The organism is Treponema sp. Marseille-Q4130, from assembly GCF_014334325.1.
GTDB lineage: Bacteria > Spirochaetota > Spirochaetia > Treponematales > Treponemataceae > Treponema_D.
Genome location: NZ_JACSET010000011.1, coordinates 63,923 through 81,535 on the forward strand (window position 1 = coordinate 63,923; position 17,613 = coordinate 81,535).

The 17,613-nt window shown below is 50.3% G+C and carries 12 protein-coding genes; 5 read left to right on the forward strand and 7 right to left on the reverse strand.

Annotated features, from left to right (window positions below):
* Positions 1 to 71: 71 nt before the first annotated feature.
* From H9I36_RS11090 to lepB, 4 genes are all read right to left on the reverse strand, one after another.
* Positions 72 to 1,328, reverse strand: coding sequence for an HD-GYP domain-containing protein (locus H9I36_RS11090; RefSeq protein WP_187385418.1), 1,257 nt, complete (start codon positions 1,326 to 1,328; stop codon positions 72 to 74).
* A 222-nt stretch (positions 1,329 to 1,550) separates the two neighbouring features.
* Entirely contained in the window at positions 1,551 to 3,560 is a 2,010-nt protein-coding gene (locus H9I36_RS11095) for a motility associated factor glycosyltransferase family protein (RefSeq protein ID WP_187385419.1), read from the reverse strand.
* The gene (locus H9I36_RS11100) at positions 3,541 to 5,409 is read right to left on the reverse strand and encodes a penicillin-binding protein (protein WP_187385420.1); all 1,869 of its coding nucleotides are present in this window, start codon (positions 5,407 to 5,409) and stop codon (positions 3,541 to 3,543) included. Before H9I36_RS11100 ends, H9I36_RS11095 begins: the two co-directional genes overlap by 20 nt.
* Positions 5,406 to 5,918: a signal peptidase I gene (gene lepB / locus H9I36_RS11105; RefSeq protein WP_187385421.1), complete on the reverse strand. Its 513-nt coding sequence runs from the start codon at positions 5,916 to 5,918 to the stop codon at positions 5,406 to 5,408. Before lepB ends, H9I36_RS11100 begins: the two co-directional genes overlap by 4 nt.
* Before the next feature lie 45 nt (positions 5,919 to 5,963).
* Between lepB and H9I36_RS11110 the strand changes: the two genes are divergently transcribed.
* The 3 genes from H9I36_RS11110 to H9I36_RS11120 all read left to right on the forward strand — a co-directional run bounded on the left by H9I36_RS11110 (position 5,964) and on the right by H9I36_RS11120 (position 9,788).
* Positions 5,964 to 7,154: a peptidoglycan DD-metalloendopeptidase family protein gene (locus H9I36_RS11110; RefSeq protein WP_187385422.1), complete on the forward strand. Its 1,191-nt coding sequence runs from the start codon at positions 5,964 to 5,966 to the stop codon at positions 7,152 to 7,154.
* Positions 7,155 to 7,311: 157 nt separating this feature from the next.
* The gene (locus H9I36_RS11115) at positions 7,312 to 7,557 is read left to right on the forward strand and encodes a zinc ribbon domain-containing protein (protein WP_021330688.1); all 246 of its coding nucleotides are present in this window, start codon (positions 7,312 to 7,314) and stop codon (positions 7,555 to 7,557) included.
* Entirely contained in the window at positions 7,554 to 9,788 is a 2,235-nt protein-coding gene (locus H9I36_RS11120) for a polysaccharide deacetylase family protein (RefSeq protein WP_187385423.1), read from the forward strand. The genes H9I36_RS11115 and H9I36_RS11120 overlap by 4 nt, the downstream gene beginning before the upstream one ends.
* Before the next feature lie 434 nt (positions 9,789 to 10,222).
* On the opposite strand, the gene H9I36_RS11125 is transcribed toward H9I36_RS11120, so the two are convergent.
* Complete coding sequence (locus H9I36_RS11125) at positions 10,223 to 11,998, reverse strand: bifunctional metallophosphatase/5'-nucleotidase (RefSeq protein WP_187385424.1); 1,776 nt, start codon at positions 11,996 to 11,998, stop codon at positions 10,223 to 10,225.
* A gap of 292 nt (positions 11,999 to 12,290) precedes the next feature.
* Between H9I36_RS11125 and H9I36_RS11130 the strand changes: the two genes are divergently transcribed.
* The gene (locus H9I36_RS11130; RefSeq protein WP_187385425.1) at positions 12,291 to 14,378 is read left to right on the forward strand and encodes a DUF262 domain-containing protein; all 2,088 of its coding nucleotides are present in this window, start codon (positions 12,291 to 12,293) and stop codon (positions 14,376 to 14,378) included.
* Positions 14,379 to 14,447: 69 nt separating this feature from the next.
* On the opposite strand, the gene H9I36_RS11135 is transcribed toward H9I36_RS11130, so the two are convergent.
* Together H9I36_RS11135 and aroC are read right to left on the reverse strand one after the other, a co-directional pair.
* Complete coding sequence (locus H9I36_RS11135; RefSeq protein ID WP_187385426.1) at positions 14,448 to 15,965, reverse strand: D-alanyl-D-alanine carboxypeptidase family protein; 1,518 nt, start codon at positions 15,963 to 15,965, stop codon at positions 14,448 to 14,450.
* Between the two features lie 164 nt (positions 15,966 to 16,129).
* Positions 16,130 to 17,221 (reverse strand): chorismate synthase, encoded by a 1,092-nt coding sequence (gene aroC / locus H9I36_RS11140; protein ID WP_187385427.1) that lies wholly within the window; start codon positions 17,219 to 17,221, stop codon positions 16,130 to 16,132.
* A gap of 257 nt (positions 17,222 to 17,478) precedes the next feature.
* Here aroC and H9I36_RS11145 point away from each other — a divergent pair.
* Positions 17,479 to 17,613, forward strand: a 135-nt coding sequence (locus tag H9I36_RS11145; protein ID WP_187385428.1) for a dihydrodipicolinate synthase family protein, incomplete at its 3' end; no start/stop codon positions are given.

The window sequence follows — 17,613 nt, forward strand, 5'->3', positions numbered from 1 at the left end:
CCGAGCCGAGAACGCGCAAAGCTTTTTCGGCTCGCTCGCGAAAACCTTTCCGTCTTTTACTTCAATCGATTTTATTTACCGGTTTGCGCCGTCTGCGCTTCACCGCTTTCCCGCTGCGTGAGAGCTTTCATCACGTCTTCGAGTTCCTGTTTGTCGATCGGCCGTATGATTTTTATATCGTTGTCGTCGGTTTGAAGCGTTTTCGGAGAGCCGTCCGCATCTTTTTCTCCGAGCAGCTGTACGATCGGATTTTTCGGGTTGTCGGGATTGACGTCGACAACCTGCGCCGTCTCCCCGTTTGAAAGGTACACATAGGTGCCGATAGGGAACAGCGATATGCTGTACAAAAGCGCTTTGATGACGGTTTCGTCGTATTGCCGGTTTTCATTTTTGAGCATTTCGACCATTGCGGCGAAAGTGCTGCGTTCGCTTTTATATTGCCGCGGCGCGATGATCGATTCAAACGAGCACACGACGGCGATTATCTTCGCGTAGAGCGAAATCTTATCGCCTGTGAGACCGCGCGGATAGCCCGTGCCGTTTTCACGTTCGTGGTGTTCGAAAATGGCGAACTGCACCGCTACGGGAAACTGCAGCGTTTTTGCAATCTCGAATCCGATGAGCGGGTGTTTCGAGATTTCATCCCGTTCTGCGGGCGACAGCTGTTTGTTTGAAAGGTAGAGCTGCGGCGGCAGGCGCAGCATACCGATTTCGTGGAGTATGCACGAAGCGCCGAGTTCAACGAGCTTCGACAGGCTCATGTGCAGCTGAAGACCGATCGCGATCGCGAGTACCGTCGAACGCATCGAATGCGTGACGATAAAATTTTTTTTGATCGTGTCGTCGGATGGGGTGATCCTCAGTACGTACGTGCGGTTTTCTCGGATAAAGACGCACAGGCTCCGTACCGTTTCTTCCAAACTTGCGTAATCGATTTGTTTATGCGTTGCATAGTGCGTATATATGTGATCGATATAATCCATATATTCGTCGTATACGTTTTGTACGGCGGCGAGGCGCGCTTGATCGCTGTTTTCGAGCGTGCGCATTCGTTCCGCATCTTCAAGCGTACGTTTTATGCCGCTGCTGAGCGCAGGACTGTCCTGTGTCGGCGCAACCGGTTCCGCTTTTATACGTCCGGACATCAGAGCATTGACGTTTACATTGCCTTCGCTGATGACTTCACTGAACTCCCATTCGGCAAGAGCTGCAATCACCGTTTTAGGGAGCGGGACTCCTGCCGGTTCGATGATGAACAGCATATCGAGGAGCACGTCTTTATTAAAAGAGATACCGTCTTTTATAACGCTCAATTCAAATGTATTCATATTACAATCTACGGTATATTGTAACGCGTTCCGACCGTTTTGCAAGCCGAAAATGCGAAAAGAGCAAAAAAAAGTTGAAAAACCTCACACGTTTTTCAACTTTTATAAACACGGAATCGGCATTGTGCAGGCGTCCGGATGTCGATGCGCCCGCGCCGTCCGACACTTCTATTATCGGGGGAAAAAAACGGAAACTTTAATATGTAGACCGAAACTCGCCGTTCAGTCGGCGCGTGAAATTATCGGAATTGAACCATGGACATATTTTTCGCATTCCGAAGTCGCTCGGGAGAGTTCTTTGTACATACGGCGTGCGCGCGAAAGGGTTTCCCGAAACGCATTGTCGGTTTTATCGCCCTTTTCGGCAAAATCGATAAAGAAGCGCCCGTTCGGCAAGGCAAGCGATACGGCGTCTTTTACGCTGCTTTTGAGGATCGCAGTATCGATGTCGGCGAGGGATCGGAGCGCCGTTTGACTTACCGTACTGCCGGCCGCCGTATCGCGTTTATCAGTGATCGCATACAGGTCGACCGCGATGTCCGTGCCGCACTTGCCCGCAGCTGCGATATCGGCTGCTGACATATTCATATCGTTCGCAAGTGCGTTTTCGCATATCCTCTTTCCGTCTTCCGCGGTTTTTCGGAGAGAAGCGATTTCGCGCAAAAAATCGGCGAGGGCGGATTCGAATCGCGCTTTATCCGGGACTGCGCCTTTTTCGGACACTTCGCTTTTTTTAATAAATTCTTTTTTCTGCGCCGCGATATCGGGTTTTTCTAAAAATGAGCGCATATCCGCCGGCTCGATGCCGGGAATTGCAAGCCCGCTTCGGGCGAACGTATACGTTTTTGCATCGGGACAGGATGCGAGCCTGCTTTCAAACCACCACGCGAACATCTTCATACGCGAATCGGTCGGCACGGGATTTCCGTCGTAATCATGCGCGTCTTCCGCACCTGCCGAAAAAAGGAGCGGGAGATTTTGCGTCTCCGCAGGAAACGTGCGCATCGAAGTCTCATGCGTTCCCTCTTCGAACATGCTGCCTTTGATATGTGTTTTTTTTTCGGGAAAAGCAAAGTCAAGTCCGCAGCAGTAGATTTCTTTAGCTCCCGCCGCATAGGCGAAATTCCACGCAGCCGATGCGACCGAACCTCCCGCACCCAAATCGCCTTTTTCTCCGATACGCCGCTCGAACCATTTGCCGATCGGAAAGAGGGATGACGAAAGTACAAAACCTCTGCATGAAAACGAAAATACGGCGGGGTACACTGCGACTTCCGCGATGAGTACGCTTGACTTTGACGTTAAGCCTGCTATGTGGCGGTACGCGTAGTACTGCGGATCTCCGACGACGATAAAATCCGGCTCGACGCCCAGCCTGAGGCACGCACGGAGGGCCGTGTCCACGCACACGACGATACTCCGCTTTTTGATTTCCGAAAGATGGGGAAGCACGCTTTCAAGTGAGGGGCCTGCCGCAACGATCGTAAACGGAATACCGCGCGCGTTTCCGGCGTAGGCTGATACTCCGCGCATCCGTGCATAATTGTTAAGATTTTTGCAGCTGTTTTTAAGCCAGCGTTTTGCAAAGCGTTCGAGGGTTGCGGCATTGATATCGTCTTTGCGTCTGTTCCGTTCGACCAGCGTTCGAAGCGTGTCGAAGTAGTGCGATGCGTGAGAAGTTTGCGAGGGTACCGAAAAAAACGCGCAGCGCGAGACACCGTAGTTTTCGATAAACGAAACGACGGTGTGCGGCGGACAGGCAAGGGCTGCGATGCAGTCTTTACACGCGAAAGCCGCAGTCCAATCGATAAGTGCGAGGGATGCGAAAAAGCGATCGGCATCCGGCTCGACGACGATGATCGCTCTGCCGGGAAAGCGGAGGGCATAGGCTTCGACCGCATAGCCGAGTCCGAAACCGAAAAAGACTGCGGCGCGGCATCCTTCAAAATCGGAATTTGCAACCGCCTGTTCCGCTTCCCGTTTCGGATTGTATGCCGAGTGGAGCAGCGCGCCGTCTTCGTATGCGCTTACGCTTCCGTCTTTTGCCGAAACGATATTCCAAAACGGAAAGGGCTGTTCGATTGCCGGAAGGTTGTCATTCGAAGTATCGTGCGGGATTGAGCTGCCGCTGCAAATCGCGTCGACTGCGGCGATTTCGGACGCGAACATTTTTACGAGCGAAGGAAAGCGGGAAACGAATGCGGATCGATTTTTATTCCAGATTGAGTTCAATGACCATATTCTCCGTGACGGGCGTTCCCGCAGGCGGCGTTTGGCTCGTAACCCAGCCGTTTCCGTGTATCGTGACACGAAATTTTCCGTCGTCGAACAGCGGCAAAAGATCGCGCTTGGACATATTCGTAAAGTCGGGAAGGAGGCTTCCGACGGCGAGCGTTTTACCTGCGGGAATCACGATGCGTCCCGAATGCAAAAGCGATTCCGCGCCGCCTCGGCTCATACCGAGGTGATTGATGATCGCGTCGGCGGCTTCGGCGATAACCGGAGCGACGATGCGCCCCGCATAGGTTTCGCCTTTCGCCTTTTCGATGACGATGTAGAGAATGATTTCGGGATCTTCGATCGGAAAAATCGCGATACAGTTCGATAAAAAATCGGTGCTGCTGTATCCGCCGGATTTATCCGCCATCTGTGCGGTTCCGGTTTTTACACCGATCGATATATCGCCGAGCCTTGCGCGCGATCCGGTTCCCGTCGTCGCCGTCGTCTCCATGCAGCTCAAAAGATAATGCGCCGTCGCTTCGTTCAAAGTTCTCTCGCCCCGTTCGGCTTTGTGTTCGTAGTACGTCGATCCGTCTTTGTTCGTGATCCGCTTGATCGTCGTGAGCTTTACGGGAATGCCGCCCGAAGCGAGGGATGTCGCCGCATACATCATCTGCAGCGCGGATACGCTTATCTCCTGCCCGATTGCGATCGTCGGCTTCGAGCGCGCAGACCACAAACGGGAGTTCGGATCTTTTACCGAGCCGGCAGTTTCTCCCGGAAGCTCTATGCCGGTGCGTCTTCCGAATCCGAGCGCGCGAATCTTTTCGATAAACTCGTCTTCATCGATGCGGTCGCTCATCTGTCCGAGCGCTGCGTTGCACGAAAGGCGGAGCGCATCGCGCGGCGTTACCCATCCGTGCGTGCCGAGACATTTGATACGGAGCGTTTCTCCGCTGCGCGTTTTCTTTTCATACATACCGTTGCAAAAAAAACTGTCGCCGCTGTGTATGAGTCCCGCGTCGTATAGAATAGCGACCGTAAATATTTTAAAAACGGATCCCGGCTCGTACGCCGTCATCGCAGGTCTGTCTATCGTTTCGTCGACGGTCGCTTTCCCGTATTCGTTTAAATTGACCGACGGCAGACTGATGTACGACAGGATTTCCCCTGTCTTCGCTTCGGCCGCAACGAGCATCATGCTTTCCGCCTGCGTATTTTTCATCGCGTTTGAAGCGATCTGTTCGAGCTTGTATTGGAGATTCGCGTCGATCGTCAGATACACGTTTTTGCCCGGCTCCATCTGCGCGGAACCCGAACTCACGGAAGGTGCGAGCGTCGACTGCATCGAATATTCGGTGCCGGAGAGCCCGTTTCCGTCGTCTCCCATATAGCCGACGAGCTGGGAAGCGAGGGAATTTTCGGGATAGACGCGGCCCGGAATCCTGTCGCATCGCACGAAAGTATAGCCCTTCGTATCGATGATCTGTTTGAGTTCATCGTATGCGGTCTGTCCTATCTTTTTTTTGAGGTAGACGAAGTGCGCCCCCTTTGCGTTTTCGATGACGGATGCGACTTCTCCTTCTTTCATGTCAAGGATCGATGCGACGTCTTTTGCAAAAGACGCGACATCCGCGACCATTTTCGGCGTTACGCCTACGTGATAAAAATTCGTCTGCACGGCAAGCGGTTTTCCCGAACGGTCTACGATCGCGCCGCGCTCCATGACGGGCGTGCGCGGTGTGATTTCGGCGACGGGCGTGAGCGCGAGGCGGACGTAGCGGAGCGTGATATAGGCGGCTGCGATAAAAACGAAAACGACAAGGACGATGATCCGCTTCGTGTGAAAAAAATCGTTCATTTATTCATAATCCTGCCGACGACATTTTTGACGGAAACGAAGCCGTAGTTCCTCGAATCGATCGATTCGGCATAGTTGTCGCCGAGAGCGAGAATGTATCCGTCGGGTACGCGGGAAGAAGCGCGCATCAATTCATACTGTTCTTTCGTCAGCTCGATTTTCAAATCTCCCACAAAAAGACTATATCCCGAATTCGCCGAATATTCCAGATGCGTTCCCGCGGCGGCGGCGCAGCGCTTGACGACGATGCGGTTCGCGTGCAGGTAGATCACGATGTCGCCCGCTTTCGGCTCCGCCCATGAAACGAAAAAGCTCGCGCTTCCGGGCTTTACGAGACCGTAGGCGAGTTTGTTGACGAGCACCGTTTCCCCGTCTTTGATCGCCGGTTCCATCGAGCGGCCGGAAATATGCAAAAAATCGATGACGAAGAGTTTGACGACGATGCCGATGCACAAGCCGATGACTGCCGGAACGATGAAGTGCTGCGCTTTTTTTTCATCTTTTTGCATAGCTTTATTCTAATATGAGTGCGTTTTTATGTCGATAGAAATGATATGGAAATTATCAGCTACGTCGGTTTCGAGGGGAATCGGCCTTTTTCATCTATAAAACTACCGTTCCGTTTCAGAGAACGAAAAACACATATTTCGTGCGCTTTTACTCATTCTCCGCTTGCGCATTCGTTTGCCGCCGCTTCCGTGCGTTCCGATTTTTCGCTGCGCTCGTTTTTGATTTTGCTCGGACGCTCGGCGGAAAACATAGCGGCGCATTGGAAAGCGGCTCTTGCAGCGCTCGCCGTATTCGCTTTTCTTTCGGGTGCCAAAGCGGCTCTTTCGTATGCGCTGAGCCACACCGGCCCGCTTGCGCTTAAAGACAGCGGAAAAGCGGAGCTTGAAACGCTCGATAAAGTGATGGCGGCCTTTGTCGCCGATGCGTCGATAAGCTATACCGACAGCGGCGATATAGTCGGAAGCGGAAAGTCCGAAGCGGAACTCGCAGCTTTGTTTAAAAAGCCCGTTTCGTATCAAACCTATACCGTCAGATCCGGCGATACGCTCGGCGGTATCACGAAGCGCTTCGGCTTGACAAATCTTTCTACGCTCATCGATGTGAACGGTATTACAAACGCGCGCTCTCTGCACGAAGGGCAAAAGCTCCGCATCCCGTCGGTCGACGGCCTTATGTACACGGTGGCTAAAGGCAATTCTCTCGCAGGTCTTTCCGCAAAATTCAATGTGCCGCTTGAAGATCTTCTCGACGTAAACGATCTTGCAAGCCAAACTCTCACCGTCGGACAAGAGCTGTTTATACCGGGTGCGAAAATGGATGCGGCGAAACTGCATGAAGTGCTCGGCGATCTGTTTAAAATCCCGATTACCGCGGCGTACCGCATTTCATCGAAATTCGGTTGGCGTCCCGATCCCTTTACCGGAGTGCGCTCGTATCACACGGGAATCGATTTGGCCTGTCCCGACGGCACTCCGATCCGCGCAGCGATGAACGGGACCGTCGCCTTTGTCGGCTGGTCGAACGTGTTCGGCAACTACGTCATCGTAAATCACCCGAACGGATATCAGACGCTCTACGGTCACATGGCTTCTTCGCGCGTAAAAAAAGGACAGAGCGTAACGCAGGCGACGGTCATAGGGCTCGTCGGTTCGACCGGTTATTCGACGGGTTCGCATTTGCATTTTACCGTCTATAAAAACGGCCGGCTCATCAATCCGTCTTCCGTGCTGAAATAATCCGTTCTGCGGCATGGCTGCTGCCGAGAATGCGGCAGTTCGTTTACGATAACGGTTTTTTTAATATGGTTTTCGGTGCCTTACCATGTGAATTGCCCGAAACGCTTTTGCAAAATATTACGATATGGTTTATACTTACAATGACGGAGGTCACCGTATGAAGCCGGTAACTGTGTGCCGCGGATGCGGACGCACGATCGACAACGATTTTATCTATTGCCCGTGGTGCGGCTATTCGCGTGTCGCTTCCGATGACAGCGCCTCTCTCGAAGCGGTGTTCAATCAGCTCGAACAGCTGCAAAACGATTCGCGCAACCGGCAGATAAGCGAAATGGAAAAGCAGCTCGACGATCTCGTGCACGAACTCGATGCGATCGTTTTGAGTGCGGAGCTGCATAAATGAAGAAGTTCCGCATCCTGTGCTGTATCTTCATGGCTCTTGCCGCGCTGCCGCTTGCAGCCGGCGTTTCTTTCGGCAGCGCCGATCTCAACGATGAGGATGAAATCCTCTTTACGGTGCGACGTGATTTTCCCGGCACCCCGTCCTACCGTACGCTCTTTTACGCAAAGCTTGTAAACGGTTTTCCCGCAGAAAGTCCTCGAGCGCTTACCTGCTATCCTGAGCGGATGGAACTGCTTTCGGCCGGAAAAATCTTGCAGATACGGAACCGATACGGCACGGCGCGCTATTCTTTCGAAACGGGTACGCTCGAATGGACAGAACAGGCCGATACGATACCCCTCGATTCGATGCCTCTTTTTCCCCGTGCGGTGAGTCCCGACGGAGTATGGAGCTGCTTTGTCGTCAAAACGGGATTCGCCGAAGGCACTTTGACGTTCGAAAATTTTGCGACGGGCAGGCGTATGTCGCTCGATCCGCACGCAGCCGTCAGCTACGATTCTCTTCCGGTCAAGTGGGCGCCCGACAGCTCGCTCGTCCTCTATGCGAAAGAGGGTACGGTGCGCTTTTGCAGCCCGGACGCGCTTTTCCGCGGCATCGAAATCGATGAAGCGTACCGAGAAATCGGACCGGGTTCTATCGATTCGGTATGCTGGGCGGGCGGCAGCGTCTTTTACATCGATGGAGACATGCTCTATAAAATCAACGTAAAGGAATTGTATACGACGGGTTTGTATTCCCCCGTCATCGGCAGGGGAACGCCGGTCGGCCGCCTGCCCGAGCCCTTCAACCCTTCGCGCGATATGTTCAGTGTCGACAAAAACGGAACTTCACTTCTTTTAATAAAATCGGGGAAAATTTTTTCGCGCTATCGCCTGAGCGGCAATTCGGCCGACTATCTGCCCGTCGTGTTTTCCCGCCCCTACGTGAGCGATTTCGGTCCCCTCGTCGATGCGGTCGTTCTGTGGGATTCCGACGGAACGCCTTATGTTTGGATGCGCCTCATGCCTTATTCGGGCGGCAAACCGATGGCTGCCGTATATCGCGCATCCGATTTCCTTTCGCCCCTCCTCTCCGCCGAAAATTCATGCCGTCCGATCATTTCGCCCGACGGAAGCCGCGCGGCTTTTTTTTCCGGCAGCACCGTCTACGTATATGATGTTTCGTCGTGGAAGCGAATCGGCGAGCTTTCCGGAGAAAATACGGCGAGCGCGGTTTGGGAAGGAGACGATACGCTCTATGTCGGCGGTGACCGGTCGGTTCGCAGATGGAACGTCGCTTCGGGTGAGAGTACCGCCCTCTTTCTTTCATCCGCTTCATCCTGTTCATGGGATCGCGAAACGGGGCGCGCAACGGTGACGGCCGGAAGAAAAAGTTTTTCGCTCGACGCATCGTTCAAAAAGTGGACGGAACTATCCTCCCCTCGAGAAAATACCGTTTCGATTCAAAACGGTCGCTACCGCGTATTTTTCGGAACGACACCGTCTTCGCGCTTTGAAAACGCGTTGTACGTGCGCACCCTTTCAGGGAACGCGGTTACCAAAGCGGTATTTCCTGAAAGCGTACAAAAAACTCCCGCCCGGAAAAAGGCCGCACTCGCTTTCGACGCATACGACAGCGCGGACGGGCTTCCGCTCATACTCGCGGCGCTCGATACGTACAATATACGCGGAACCTTTTTTTTCAACGGCGAATTTATCAGACGCTATCCGAAAGAAACGAAACAGATTTCGCTTACCGGCAATACGTGTGCGTCTCTGTTTTTTTCGGAACTCGATTTTACGAAAAGCCCCTTCGTCATCGATGAAGATTTTATCCGGCGCGGTCTTGCGCGAAATGAAGACGAATTTTTCCGATGTACGGGAAAAGAGCTTTCGCTTTTGTGGCACGCGCCGTTTTATCGTGCGACTTCCGCCGCACGGAAAGCGGGCAAAAAAGCGGGGTACGCTTACGCCGAATCCGTAAACGGCGATGGAGAACGAAGCACGAATGCAGGGCAAGCGGCGCCCTCAGCGCGCGATTCAAGCGCTTACGCCGAATACCCGAGTACCGCCGCCTTTATCGAAGCATGCATCACAGCTTTGACTGAAAACGGCGGCGGCATCGTGCCCGTGAGTGTCGGCTCTTCGCGAAAGCCTGCAAGCGAACGCGTGTATCAAAAACTCGATCTGCTTATAAGTGCGATTTTCGATGCCGGTTTCGACATCGTCGGTGCGGACGAACTCGCCCAATAGCGCCGACCGCCGCGCCTTATTGCCGAATAACACCGCTCAAACCGAACGCCGCGTTTTATGCAAGCCGGCGTTTCGAAACCCGCATTCATCCTAATCAGCATGGATTTCGAGTTTTCAAAACTCGAAATCTTCCGACCGTATTTATGCATCAATGAACGGCGAGTTTCGAAAACAGATACAAGTGCACGGCGGCGAAGTTCCCGCTGCGTGCTGAACCCTCTGAACGCGTACGCGATGCGGCGCAGCAGCGGGAGACACGCGTGCGACTTTGTGCGTTCAGCTTGCAGAAGTTTTGCTTTAAAAGCACAACCGGAGCGTAAGCGGGGATTCCGCTGTGAGAGCCGCGTACGCATACGTCTACAGAGATTGTACGACGGTCATTTTCGCCGAAAGGGCAGCTTTATTAGTTGATACTTTCGAAACCCGCATTCATCCTAATTGATAATGCCTTGTGCTTTCAGTTCGTCTACGTTCAAACTTTTCGCGTACGGCACATCGAGTTTTCCGTCATTGACCATTTTAATAATTTCATCGCGGTACGGAGAAGAGAGATCGACTCCCGTAATCGACCAGTTGTCGTCGACTTCGGGAGATATCGTGCCGTGCTCTTTGATGTACGCGACGAGCATATCGCGGATCGATTGCGACGATTCCCAGCTTCGCTTTCCTTCGACGAGCTTTTGCGTTTTGAGCGCCGACGAATAGCGGTAATTGTTTACGGCGAGTTTGAACCTTTGATCGCCGACGACCGGCTTGCCTTTAAACGTAAGATTCACGATGCGATCGCCCGCGGGCTTTGAAAGATCTATTTGATAGTCGACGCCCGCAAACATATCGTAGAGATAGCCGGGTTTTTCGGGATTGAACGAAATCGAAATATCGCCCGGCTTCCATTGATTGTAACACGCTGCCGACCATTCCATATAGCGCTTCAGTTCCGCGCCCGTCACTTCGACGAGGTAAAGCGTATTGTCGAATTTATAGATATCGAAGATATTGCCGTAATTGATCGGACCGGCTTTGATATCGCTCGTATCTTTAAATAACGCCGCTGCGGAAACGTCGGCACCGCTGTTCAAAAGCTGCACTTTGTTGATTAAATCGAGAACCGCCGTGTCGCGCAATTTTCCTTCGGGGATGCCGCGGATTTCGTTTTTCGGCTGAAAGTCGGCAGACGCCGTTCCGAAGACGCCGCCCGATACCGTGCCGTCGTTGTTTACGGTGCCGCCGGTTACGAATGCGATCGTTTTTTCGTGCGCTTCTTTTACGTGGGGCAGACTGCGGATCGCTTCGCTCGGCGCATAATCTTTCATGTCGACGATCGTACCGGTAACGTTCGTTATTCTTTTATGTGCGTCGAGCGTGATGTCGAAGCGTGCGACTTCGCGTGCGCCGTTTCTGCACGCCAATACCTGCGCGCCGCCGACCTTTTCATTTACCGTTACGTGCGCGTGTCCGAGCATGAGCACTTTGATTTCGGGGCAGGCTTTCAAAATCGTTTCGCCCGCATCGGTTCCGTGGTCTTCGTCGTATTCGGGGTGGAAGCCGACGTGGGCGACGGCGATGACGAAATCGCATTTGTTTTTGATCGCATCGTACGCTTCTTTTGCACCCTGCGCGACGCTTTCGAATTTGAGCGAGGCGACTTTTTCGCCGTCCCAGCGCGGAACGTCGGGATTCGTCAGTCCGATGATGCCGATCCGCACGCCGCCTCGTTTAATAATCGTATACGCTTTGGCAAATTCTTTGCCGTTGGCATAGCGGACGTTTGCGCCGAGGATCGGAAAGTTCGCCTGAGACTGAATCCGTTTTATTAAACCGAGACCGAAATTGTATTCGTGATTGCCGAGCGCCATGGCATCGTATTTCATAAAATTCAATACGCTTACCATCGGGTGCTTTCCTTCCTGTTTGTTGTAGATGTCGTCGGTTAAAATCGTTCCCTGAAACGTGTCCCCGTTATCGACGAGGACGACGTTGCCGGGATTTTCTTTGCGCACCGATTCGATATACGAATACACGCGTGCAATGCCGTTGTTTGTCGTCTCTTTGTTGTCTTCATAGCTGTAGCCCCAGATATTACCGTGCATATCCGTCGTGCCGAGCACCGTGATCGTTTTCGAAGCTTGAGCCGCGCTTTTGGCCGCCCCCTGTGTCAAGCTTGCCGTAAAAATCGCCAAAACAGCGAGTAGTATTCTTAATCGCTTCATAATGCCTCCGTAAAATTATTAATTATCGTATACAAGGGGCGGCGTTCTGTCAACGATGCGAGGGAGAGGCGGTCTTCGGAAAGGTTTATTATGAGAGCGCAGAAAATTTAGGATGAAGGTTGATAAACCGGTACCAAATCGTATAATAAAAGTATCGCATAATATGATGAAAATTTTGATTTTTGTTTTATACGGGTCCAGATAAAGATTTATTGTTTTCATGATATAATGAAGAAAAGTAAAAAGAATCTCAGCTAAATGTCATACAGCGACACCTAAGGAGAACTGAAAAATGAAAGCGAGTGAAACAAGTGTTCTCAGTTTTATCGGCGGATTGGATAAAGTTTTTATTATTCCGCCATTTCAGAGAAATTATGAATGGTCAAATAAACAGTGTGAAGAATTATTCTACGATATAGAAAATGCTTTTAAAAAACAGAAAACACATTATTTAGGAAATGTGGTATATTATTTCGGTGAAAAAAACGGTGCCGAATTCCAAGAATTAATTTTAGTAGACGGACAACAAAGAATAAGTACTATTGTGTTACTTTTGTGTGCACTCCGTGATTGCGAAAAAGACGCAGACCTTCAAAGTAAAATAACTGCAAGATATTTAAAAAATGATACAAATATCGATAAGTTTAGAATTAGATTAAAACAAACATCTTATGATTATCAAAGTTTTCTTTCTGTTGTAGAAAAAACTCCCATTAAAGATGAAGACAATAATATTATAAAGAATTACAAACGTTTTTTAGAATTATTAAAAAAAACAGAGATTTCATTAACCGATATTTATAATACAATTCAAAAATTAGAAATTGTAGGTGTAAATCTTCAAATTGAAAATGATTTGGAAACTGTTCAAACAATTTTTGAAAAAATTAATTCAACCGGCAAACCGTTAAGCGCAGCAGATTTAATTAGGAATTATCTTCTAATCTCAAAATCGCCGGATGAGCAACAGCGCTTATATGATAATTATTGGATAAATATTGAGAGAACTGTAGGTAATGAATTTATTTCCCGTTTGACAAAAAATTATTTGATTATCAAAACGTATGAGGATGTTGCAAATGAAGAAATTTATTCGATTTTTAAAGAATATTTTTCAAATGTAAATATATCACATGAAAAAATATTACAGGAGTTAGAAAATTATTCAAAATATTTTAATTGGATGAGAAATTTCAATAGTCCGAATAAAGAATTGAATAAACATATTCAAGAATTAAATGCATTAAAAACTGAAGACGTATATCCGTTATATTTGTATTTAATGCATACACTTTATGATAAAAATATAAACGAGCTGGTAAAGATATTCAAACTTTTGTCTGATTTTTTGATTCGTTACCGTATTGTTGCTCCTTCCGGCGGTGGAGGGGCTCTGCGTTCGGTTATTCAAAAATTGATAGAAAGAATGGATAATGGTGAAATAGAAGCTTCATACGATGCAATTTATTTTGAGCTATCAAACAGTAACACAAAGTCAGGGCGATATCCGAATGATGAAGATTTTTATTCCGCTTTAACTCAGTCTAGAAAATATAATCATTCGTATGGCAAGGTGCTGTTAAGAAAAATAGAAGAGTTTGAAACAAAAAATATAGGTGTTTCTTTAGAAGATATAACGGTTGAACATTTTATGCCTCAAACTCCAAATCAATGGTGGTACGACAATTTCGGAGGTAAAGAAAATACATATCTTATTTATGAAAAATATCTAAACTGTATTGGAAATCTCGGCATTATGTCTCAAAGTTATAATTCTTCGAATTCCAATAAGTCATGGCCGGATAAGTTACAGTTTATAAATCAAGTTCAATTTAATCTTACAAAAGAAGTTGCAAAAAATACCGAATGGAAAGAAGAACAAATTACTTCCAGAAATAACGAGTTGGCAATAAGAGCTTGTCGAGCAATTCTTAAACCTCTCGAAAGAACCAAACCGTTAATGGCTGTCGAATTTGAAAGCGGTTCATACCCGGCATCGGATATTACAACAAATATGAGCGGTTCTTATGTAAAAGATGTATTGTATAAAAATGAATCTCTGAGAGTCAGCTCTTGGAGATATTACTTTAATGCGGTTTGTAAAATTGCAAGTGAATTGGATTTTGCAAAATTTAAAGACGTTGTTTCGGATAATATAATCCATAAATCACATAATAAGTATCGAAAGGATGAAAAAGATCCTGTAATTTCGATGGATAAATCTTTACTCGTTGAACCTAAAAAAATCGGCAACACGGATATTTATTCGGAAGGTTCTTTGAGCTCGGAAAGAGCAAGAGTTTATGCAAAACAACTTTTGGATATCTTTAAAATAACAAATGATATTCAAATTCTTGTAGAAAAGAAAGAAGACGAATGACATTGCAGGTACTCCCGCAGGATGTCGTTTTGTATGCACTCTTGGATCGCGTTCTTAAAACCGTTTTCACTATCGTCTGTGCGCGAGCACTACCCGTGCGATGACGTCGCTTGCCGAAACGAAGGGATTGGCTTTTCCGATCGAGCGGTCTGCGACGAGGGGGATCGCTTCGAGCGTTTTGCCGTCAAGCACGTATTCGATGCTGCCGTATTCACTTCCGGCACGAACTCCGCCGTCGATCGAACGCGGCAAGTTTACGAGCACGCGCACGGAGGAAGCGGCGTCTTCGGGCGAGGCGCCAAGTATAAACGGAACGGTGAGCGCGGTAAAATCGTAGGCGGGCGTGAGGTATGTCCACTGCGCTTTTGCGCCGGTGACGGGGATAAAATAGCGGTGCACGGCGTCGGTTTTTTTGCAGTCGGCAAAGCGCGCAAATGCCCATTCCATAAGCGTCGTTCCGTCCTGTATGCGGTACGCATCTCCCTCTCTTCTGTTTCGTCCCGGCCCGTTCATCGTTACCGATAAAAAACGCGTCGCGCCTCGGTGCACGGTGAGCGCGAGATTGTAGCCGCTTTCATCGATGTAGCCCGTCTTTAAGCCGTCGCATCCGGCGAGCTTTCCGAGGAGGGCGTTCGTGTTCTGCTGAGTAATGCCCATCGTGATCTTTTCGGGCAAGCCGTTTGAAAAATCCTGTGCGGTCGGTTTGCTTCGATCTTCGATCGGGAGATTGTGGATTTGGGGATAGGTAAACGAAAGGCGCGAATGGAATTTGACAAGGGTGTCCGGAAACTTTGTGATATACACGCATGCGAGCATCGCCATTTCCCTCGCCGTCGTTTCGTTGTCGGCGCTGTAGCCGGACGCTTCGGAAAAATGCGTTTTCGTCAATCCCAAAAGCCGCATTTCGCGGTTCATGCGCTCGACAAAAGCTTCCATACTCCCTGCGATATAATAGGCGAGCGCGTATGCCGCGTCGTTTCCCGAACACACGTCGAGACCGGTTAATAATTCTTCGACGGTGACGATTTGATCTTTGCCTAAAAACATGAGCGATGAATGGGGCAGCATATTACACGCCCACGTTTCGGGAGGCAGCGGTACGATATCGCCGTAGGAAATATTTCCGCGTTCGATTTCCTGCATGACGACGTACATGACCGCGATCTTCGTCATCGATGCCGGCGGGATGATTCTGTCCGCTTTTTTTTCGTAGAGGATGCTGCCGCTTGCGACGTCGATGAGGATGGCCGAGCCCGCTTCGACGGAAAGCTTTGCCGGAACGACGGGGTAGGGGAGCGGTTTTAAAATATCGTTCCGCGAGGGGTAAGCTTTATCGAGCGCATCGTCGAGCAGCTTTCGCTCGTTTTCGGTGAGCTCTCTCGGAGGAGCCGCCTGTTTGAATCGATAGAGACGGATCCCCGCAGTTCCGATAAACGAAACGCAGAACACCGCAGTGAAAATAATAATTATTAATCGTATACGCCGGACGATGCTTCCGCTCTGCGCGGAGGATTCCCGCCGTGCCGCATTTCGTCCGCTGCCTTTTTGCCGTTCGCCTTTTGTCTTGCCGTCTTTTCGTTCGCTCATCTTTTTACTGTCGTTCCTTTAAATGCGGCATTGCAGAAAATGTCGATTTTCGAAAATGCCGCATACGTGCGCGGGAGCGCACACGTATATCCGTGAGTTTTCGAAAGAAAACTCGAAGTTAAAAGTGCCGCGCCATTTCAGCGTCGCTTTTAAACCTTCGGTATTCAAATCCGTGCGCTCCGGTTTCGAAGGAGCATATCGGCGAGGACAATGGCCGTCATCGCTTCGATGACGGGGACGATCCTCGGACACAGGCATGCGTCGTGCCGCCCTTCGACGGATATGTCGCTGTCGAAATAGGCGCCGCCTTCTTCGCGCACCGTCTCCTGTGTAAGTGAAATGCTCGGCACGGGTTTTATCGCCGCGCGGAAAACGATATCGTTTCCGTTCGATATGCCGCCGAGTATGCCGCCTGCGTTATTTGAAAGAAATGTAACGTCTCCACCTTCGGCGCGCATCGCGTCGTTGTTTTCGCTTCCCGTAAGGAGTGCCGCGCCGAATCCCGCACCGAATTCGATGCCTTTTACTCCGCCGATCGACAAAACGGCTTTGGCAATTTCCGCGTCGAGTTTGTCGAAGACGGTTTCACCGAGTCCTGCGGGAACGCCGCTCGCCGTACATTCGACGATGCCGCCCGCGCTTTCGCCTTTTATACGCAGTTCTGCTACGCGCGCCTCCATCGATTTTGCGGCCTCCTCATCGCATGCGCGAAAGGAAGTGTGTTCGACCGCGCCCATGTCGCGCGCTTTGCACGAAATGCCGGCTGCGGAAATCGTATACGCTTTGACTTTTATGCCCGCCGTTTGCAGTACCGCGTTTGCGACGGCACCTGCGGCGACGCGAGAAGCTGTTTCGCGCCCTGACGAGCGTCCGCCGCCTCTCCAGTCGCGTGTGCCGTATTTTTTGAAATACGTCCAATCGGCGTGTCCGGGACGGAATAGGTGCGCGAGGTCGGAATAGTCTTCGGATTTTTGGGAATTGTTTCGTATTGCGATCGCGATCGGCGTTCCTTCCGATACGCCTTCGAAGACGCCCGAAAGGATTTCCGCTTTATCGCTTTCATTTCTCGATGTAACGGCGGGATTTTGTTTTCCGTCGGCCGCTCCCGGTTTCCGTCTGTCGAGCGCTCTCTGTATGTCGTCCGCATCGATGCGTATGCCTGCGGGACAGCCGTCTATGACGACTCCGATAGCGCTTCCGTGGCTTTCGCCGAATGTCGTAACGCGGAAGATTGTCCCGAACGTATTGCCTGCCATGGCTCGAGTATAGCATAAAAGCCCGATGCGGGGAACACGGCTTACGCCGGATTGTAAGGGCGGCGAAGCCGTTCCCCGCGAGGATCGCGGGGAATGGAGCGGATGCGGAACCCTGAAAAGCCGGTTCTTCCGATACGCTTCGTCCGAATATCCGTTTGTTCGAATACACGCTGATCGCTGCACCGTTTTCCGGGCGCATTGCTCAAAACGCATAAACGTGCGATAATGCGTTCATCATTCGAAAACGCGAGGCGATTATGATACGGTTACGCGGTGCATTTACGGCGATGATTACGCCGATGAAGGAAGACGGTTCGATCGATTATGACGGATATCGAAAGCTGCTCCGTTTTCAAATGGAAGAGGGCATCGACGGACTCGTGCCGCTCGGT

Bases quoted from the DNA above. Each gene is read 5' to 3' on its own strand.
- H9I36_RS11090 (WP_187385418.1), bottom strand. From the start codon at position 1,328: ATGAATACATTTGAATTGAGCGTTATAAAAGACGGTATCTCTTTTAAT.
- H9I36_RS11100 (WP_187385420.1), bottom strand. From the start codon at position 5,409: ATGAACGATTTTTTTCACACGAAGCGGATCATCGTCCTTGTCGTTTTC.
- lepB (WP_187385421.1), bottom strand. From the start codon at position 5,918: ATGCAAAAAGATGAAAAAAAAGCGCAGCACTTCATCGTTCCGGCAGTC.
- H9I36_RS11110 (WP_187385422.1), top strand. From the start codon at position 5,964: ATGGAAATTATCAGCTACGTCGGTTTCGAGGGGAATCGGCCTTTTTCA.
- H9I36_RS11115 (WP_021330688.1), top strand. From the start codon at position 7,312: ATGAAGCCGGTAACTGTGTGCCGCGGATGCGGACGCACGATCGACAAC.
- H9I36_RS11120 (WP_187385423.1), top strand. From the start codon at position 7,554: ATGAAGAAGTTCCGCATCCTGTGCTGTATCTTCATGGCTCTTGCCGCG.
- H9I36_RS11125 (WP_187385424.1), bottom strand. From the start codon at position 11,998: ATGAAGCGATTAAGAATACTACTCGCTGTTTTGGCGATTTTTACGGCA.
- H9I36_RS11130 (WP_187385425.1), top strand. From the start codon at position 12,291: ATGAAAGCGAGTGAAACAAGTGTTCTCAGTTTTATCGGCGGATTGGAT.
- H9I36_RS11135 (WP_187385426.1), bottom strand. From the start codon at position 15,965: ATGAGCGAACGAAAAGACGGCAAGACAAAAGGCGAACGGCAAAAAGGC.
- aroC (WP_187385427.1), bottom strand. From the start codon at position 17,221: ATGGCAGGCAATACGTTCGGGACAATCTTCCGCGTTACGACATTCGGC.